Genomic DNA, 5,317 nt, shown 5'->3' with positions numbered 1-5,317 from the left:
ATGCCTATGCCGAGGATCGCGCCCTTTGCCTGGCTGCCGGCATGGACGACTTCATGACCAAACCGGCCAGCCCCGAACTGTTGTTTGCCATGGTCCTCAACTGGCTGGAAAAGGCCGGTTCAGAATTGACTCACGAAGGCAGCTAGGGCAGCCAATACCGGCGCCTCCTGATCGCGCTGCGGCGAGTGGCCGCAGCCGGGCAGTTTGAGCAATTGCGTGGCGGGAACCTGCTCGGCGATGACGTCGATCTGGCGCATCGTGGCGTACTCATCGTCTTCGCCCTGAATAGCCAGCACCGGGCAACGAATTTTCTGCAGATATTCTTCAATATTCCAGTCGCGGAAGGCCGGCGACAACCAGGTGTCGTTCCAGTCGCGGAACACCCGTTCGCTCTGCGCAGGGTGATAACGCGCCAGTTTCGTCGGCAGATCGGTCGTTTTCCAGGCCGTCCTGGCTGCACGGATACCGGCCAGCGTGACTTCCTCGACAAACTCGTGCGGCGCCATGACGGCGACGCCAAGCGGCACATCCGGGAAAGCGCCGGCGAAGATCAGCGCAATGCTGCCACCGTCGCTGTGACCGATGAGCAGCGGCCGTTCGATTTCCAGCGCAGCGATCAGCGCCGGTAGCATTTCCTCGCCCTCACGGTGCATGTAGCGCGGCGTGCGCGGCTCCGGGTAGGCCTGCGAACCGCCGTAACCGGCGCGCGACCAGACGATCAATCGGCAACCGGTCGCCGCCGCCAGCTTTTCCGGAAAATGCCGCCACATGCCGACACAACCAAGGCCTTCGTGCAGCAGCAACAAAGTCGGCCGGCCTTCGGCGGTCGCCGGGAAATCGCGATATTCGAGCCGCAGCCCGTGAACAACGATGTGCTTCATGCGCTCAACAGAAAATCGCGCACAACGGCAATCTGATCGTCCGTCTGGAACATCGGGGCATGGCCGACGCCTTCGATTTCGGCCAGTTTTGCCCGTGGACCGCAGGCGGCCATCTTTTGCCAGGTGTCGCGGGTCAGCAGGTCCGACCGTGCGCCGCGAATGACCAGCGTCGGGCACTTGATCTGCTCGTAGAGCGGCCAGAGGTCGACATCCTTGTCGGCAAAGGCGGCCCGGAACGGCTCGGCGATACGCGGATCGTAGCGGAAACGCCAGCGGCCATCGCTGCCTTGAACGATGCTGGTTTCGGTCAGGTGATACCACTGCGCTTCGGTCAGCGGACCGAAGGGTTCGCTGATAAATTTAACAAAGGCCAGCGCCTCGTCGAAAGTCGCCCAGTCCGGGTCGGTACCGACATAGGTGCCGATACGCTGTAGCGATTCGGCGGTAATCACCGGCCCGACGTCGTTGAGCACCAGCTTGCGGATCGGCGTGCCCTCCTGGGCGGCCAGCGCCATGCCGATCAAACCGCCCATCGAGGTGCCGAGCCAATGCACGCTCTCAACATTGAGGCGGGCGATCAGCGTCACCATGTCAGCAACGTATTGCGGCATGGCGTAAGCCGCCGGGTCACGCAGATGGCTGCTCTGGCCACGACCGACGACATCCGGACAGATCACCCGGTAGTGCCCCGACAGGGCTTCGGCCAGCGCATCGAAATCACGGCCGTTGCGGGTCAGACCGTGGACGCAGATCAGCACGCGTGGATTGTCGCGGGCGCCCCACTCGGTATAAGCCATCCGATGCAGGCCCGACGGCCCGAGGCATTGCACGATCTGTTGTTTGAATTGCATGATTTTCTCCTCCGCTACGAATGTATCACCGGCCATGCCAATAGCGACGATGTTCATGCCGCCAGCCTGACAAGGCCATGTTGCCAGCGCCCAGGCGAATGCTGACAGCGCCATCCCGGTCGGTTCGCCAGATGGTTGCACCCATTGCCGCATAGCGCGCCAGCACTTCGGCCTTTGGATGGCCGAAACGGTTGCGGTAGCCAACCGGAATAACCGTTTGGGCTGCGCCGACCGCCTGCAGGAAAGCCGGCGTCGATGAAGTTTTTGAACCATGGTGCGGCATGAGCAGAATATCGGCCGCCAACCCTTCAGGATAGCGTCGGCGCAAGGCCACCTCGTCGGGCGCTTCGATATCCGAGGTGAGCAACATGCGTTTTCCACCCGCCTCGACGCGCAGCACGCAGGACAGATGATTCGGCTTGCTGTCGGCGACATAAGCCTCGGCGGCCGGGTGCAGCACCTCGAAAACGACGCCATCCCACACCCAGCGCTGGCCGGCGATGCACTGCCGGCCACCGATGCCGGCGACCGATGAATACACGTCTTTGACTTCCAGTGCAGCCCGCACCGAGGCGGTGCCGCCCGAGTGATCAGTATCGCGATGGGTGACCATCAACAGGTCAACATGGCTGCCCCCCAAAGCCCGCAGATAAGGTACAACGACCCGCTGCCCGGCATCCGATTCGGCGCTGTAGAGCGGGCCGGGGTCGTAGATCAGCGTGTGTTCGCGCGTCCGGATGATGCTGGCCAGGCCCTGTCCGACATCGAGAACGCTGATCCACGCCGCGCCCTCGTCCGGCTTTTCGACCGGCCAGAACAAGGCCGGCACGAACAGGAAGACGCCCAGCAGTCGACCCGGCAAGCCGCGCGGCAACAGGCAGATGGCGACGCCGACAGCGGCTGCCAAGGCTGTCCATAACGGCGGGGCCGGTGCCAGCCAGACCGGCCAGGTAGCGCACCAATTGAGAAAAACCATGAGCCAGGCCATGACCTGATGCGCCAGCCAGAGGATCGGCCACCACGGCACCAGCGCCCCGAGCAGGGCGAGTGGCGTGACGATGAAGCTGATGACCGGAATGGCCAGCGCATTGGCCAGCGGCGAGACCAGCGAAAACTGCTGAAAAATGAGGAGCAGGATGGGCAGCGAAGCGAGCGTCGCCGCCCACTGCACGACACCCCAGGCGCGGATTTTGGCCCAGCGGTCGGTCGCCTCGCCAACCGTAGACGAGCCGATATAAAGCAAGGCGCCAACGGCGCCAAACGACAGCCAGAAACCAGCCGCCAATACTGCCCACGGGTCGAACAACAGCACGACCAGCAGCGCCAGGCAAAGAATCCGGCTGGGCGCCACGATGCGCCCGGAAAGCATGGCCGCAGCGGCGACCAGCAACATGTAGAGGGTACGCTGCGCCGGCACGGCAAAGCCGGCGAGCAGCGCATAACCCAGGGCAGCAAGGCAGGCGGCGAGCAGCCCGGCCTTTTGTGCCGGCAGGCGCAAGGCCAGCGCTGGCACGCGACGCCAGCCAAACGACACGAGCCAGCCGCACAAGGCCGCAACCATCGTCACATGCAGCCCGGAAATCGACATCAGATGCGTCGTCCCGGTCCGGTTGAAGGTGGTCCATAGTTCGCCCTGAATCGCCTTCTGGTCGCCGATGACCAGCGCCACGAGCACGCCGGCCCACGGATATTCGGCTTCCGGCAGAAGGCGGGCAAACGAATCGCGGATGGTGTAACGCAGCCGCTCAATGGCGTAATCCGGCCGCCACACCAGGTCGTCGAGGCGGTGCGGCGGGTTCGGGCGGATGTAGCCGGTCGCCCGGATGTTGCGTTCGAGCAGCCAGGCCTCGTAATCGAAACCGCCCGGGTTGGCGTTGCCGTGCGGCCGTTTCAGGCGCACCGTGAAACGCCAGCGCTCGCCGGGACGAACCTGCAATCGATCGAATTGCTCGTCGTCGCGCCGGCCCTGATACCAGGAGAGCATGATGCGCTCGGGAACAACACTTCCTACGGTCAACCGGAAATTGACGTCAAATTCGAAACGCGTCCCGTTGCTGAAATCCTGCGGCAAACCAGCGACGACGCCGACCACTTCGACATCGCGGCCCTCCCAGTCGGCACCGAGTTGGTCGGCCAGCCGAATCTCGGCCCGCCAGGCGCCCCACGCCACGCCGAGCGCCAGACAACCGAGCAGCGCGAGAAGACACAGCGGCCAGCCCGACCAGCGCAGCCGGGGCAGCACCAGCAGCCCGCCGACCAACGCCCACAGCGCCCAGCCGGGCAGTTCCGGCAGCATTTGCACACCGAGGATGCCGGCGGCGAAGGCGAGAATATTCAGGCGCATGCTGCAATAATACGGGCATGCGCCGGACCCTGAAAAAATACCTGCCCGATCGGCAAACGATCCGCGCCAACCCCTGGCTGAGACCGTTCGAATCGTCGCTGCTGCACCCCCGGCTATGGCATCTGAACCGGCACTCGGCGGCGGGCGCGGTGGCCGCCGGGCTGTTCTGCGGACTGATTCCCGGCCCGCTGCAAATGCTCGGCGCCGCAACCTGCGCGGTGGCCTTTCGCGTCAATTTGCCGCTGGCCATGCTGGTGACGCTGTACACCAACCCCTTCACCATCGTTCCGCTCTACCTGCTGGCCTACCAGATCGGCCGGCTGACTATCGGCGAAAGTAACGGTTTCATCACGCCACCGGCCTTCAGCGCAACGGATTTCATTGGCTGGACGAGCGCTATGCAAACCTGGATGCTGAGCGTCGCCCAGCCGCTCGGCATCGGCCTGATCCTGCTCGCCAGCGGACTGGCCGTGGCCGGCTACTTTGCCACGCGGGCAGCGTGGCGGGCTTTCCTGATCGGCGCCTGGCGGCGCCGGAAAAAACTCAGGTCCGGAAGCGGGCGATAGCCGTCGTCAGCGCGCTCGACAGCGTGCGCAACATATCGGATGTCTCGGCATTGCCACCGGCTGCTGCGCTGTTTTCCTCGGCCATCTGGGCGATGCGCTCGACGTTCTGGGCGATCTCGGTGCTGGCGGTGGCCTGCTCGCGCAAGGCGTTGGTGATTTCAGAAACGGCGTTGAGCACTTGGCGCGACCGGTCCTGAACCTGGCCGATCGCCTCGCCGGCCAGTTGCGCCTGGGCGACCCCGGAGGCAACCCGGTGCACCCCCTCTTTCATGCTCGACACGGCCGATGCCGTGCCGGTCTGCACGGCGACGATCATGTCGGAAATTTCGTGCGTTGATTTGGCCGTGCGCTCGGCCAGCTTCCTGACCTCGTCGGCGACCACGGCAAAGCCACGGCCCGATTCGCCGGCCCGCGCTGCTTCGATGGCGGCATTGAGGGCCAGCAGGTTGGTCTGGTCGGCAATATCCTTGATCGTCCCGACGATCGTCGAAATCTGCCCGGACTGCTCGCCCAGCGCCTCGACGGCTGCGGCCGATTGATTGACGGTCAAGGCGATTCCCTGGATTTCGCTGACGACAGCCTGGACGATCTCGCCACCGCGCGTCGCCACCTCGTCGGATTCCCGAGAATAGTGCTGCGCATCCTGGGCATTCCGCGAAATATGATCGATGCCCA

At 64.3% G+C, this 5,317-nt stretch carries 5 protein-coding genes; 1 reads left to right on the top strand and 4 read right to left on the bottom strand.

The annotated features are described in order from the left end of the window. Nucleotides 1-119: 119 nt before the first annotated feature. From ADADOO_RS03860 to ADADOO_RS03850, 3 genes are read right to left on the bottom strand one after another with little or no spacing between them, the layout of a single operon-like run. Entirely contained in the window at nt 120-881 is a 762-nt protein-coding gene (locus ADADOO_RS03860) for an alpha/beta fold hydrolase (protein ID WP_511275175.1), read from the bottom strand. Continuing rightward, a complete protein-coding gene (locus ADADOO_RS03855) occupies nt 878-1,732 on the bottom strand; it encodes an alpha/beta fold hydrolase (RefSeq protein WP_511275174.1) in 855 nt (284 codons plus the stop codon). The genes ADADOO_RS03860 and ADADOO_RS03855 overlap by 4 nt, the downstream gene beginning before the upstream one ends. Nucleotides 1,733-1,757: 25 nt before the next feature. After that, nucleotides 1,758-4,076 (bottom strand): DNA internalization-related competence protein ComEC/Rec2, encoded by a 2,319-nt coding sequence (locus tag ADADOO_RS03850; RefSeq protein ID WP_511275172.1) that lies wholly within the window; start codon nt 4,074-4,076, stop codon nt 1,758-1,760. A gap of 17 nt (nt 4,077-4,093) precedes the next feature. Between ADADOO_RS03850 and ADADOO_RS03845 the strand changes: the two genes are divergently transcribed. Beyond that, nucleotides 4,094-4,642, top strand: coding sequence for a DUF2062 domain-containing protein (locus ADADOO_RS03845; protein ID WP_511275170.1), 549 nt, complete (start codon nt 4,094-4,096; stop codon nt 4,640-4,642). On the opposite strand, the gene ADADOO_RS03840 is transcribed toward ADADOO_RS03845, so the two are convergent. Further along, nucleotides 4,620-5,317 (bottom strand): methyl-accepting chemotaxis protein (locus tag ADADOO_RS03840; RefSeq protein WP_511275169.1); only part of this gene is annotated, 698 nt, incomplete at its 5' end. The two genes, ADADOO_RS03845 and ADADOO_RS03840, sit on opposite strands and share 23 nt — an antisense overlap.

Origin of the sequence: Azonexus sp., assembly GCF_036170495.1 — a bacterium.
Lineage (GTDB): Bacteria > Pseudomonadota > Gammaproteobacteria > Burkholderiales > Rhodocyclaceae > Azonexus.
The sequence above is the reverse complement of the archived record's forward strand: the minus strand, read 5'-3'. Positions and strand labels throughout refer to the sequence as shown.

What these genes read in the sequence shown, in the direction of transcription:
- ADADOO_RS03860 (WP_511275175.1), bottom strand. Translation starts at nt 881, where the DNA reads ATGAAGCACATCGTTGTTCACGGGCTGCGGCTCGAATATCGCGATTTC.
- ADADOO_RS03855 (WP_511275174.1), bottom strand. Translation starts at nt 1,732, where the DNA reads ATGCAATTCAAACAACAGATCGTGCAATGCCTCGGGCCGTCGGGCCTG.
- ADADOO_RS03850 (WP_511275172.1), bottom strand. Translation starts at nt 4,076, where the DNA reads ATGCGCCTGAATATTCTCGCCTTCGCCGCCGGCATCCTCGGTGTGCAA.
- ADADOO_RS03845 (WP_511275170.1), top strand. Translation starts at nt 4,094, where the DNA reads ATGCGCCGGACCCTGAAAAAATACCTGCCCGATCGGCAAACGATCCGC.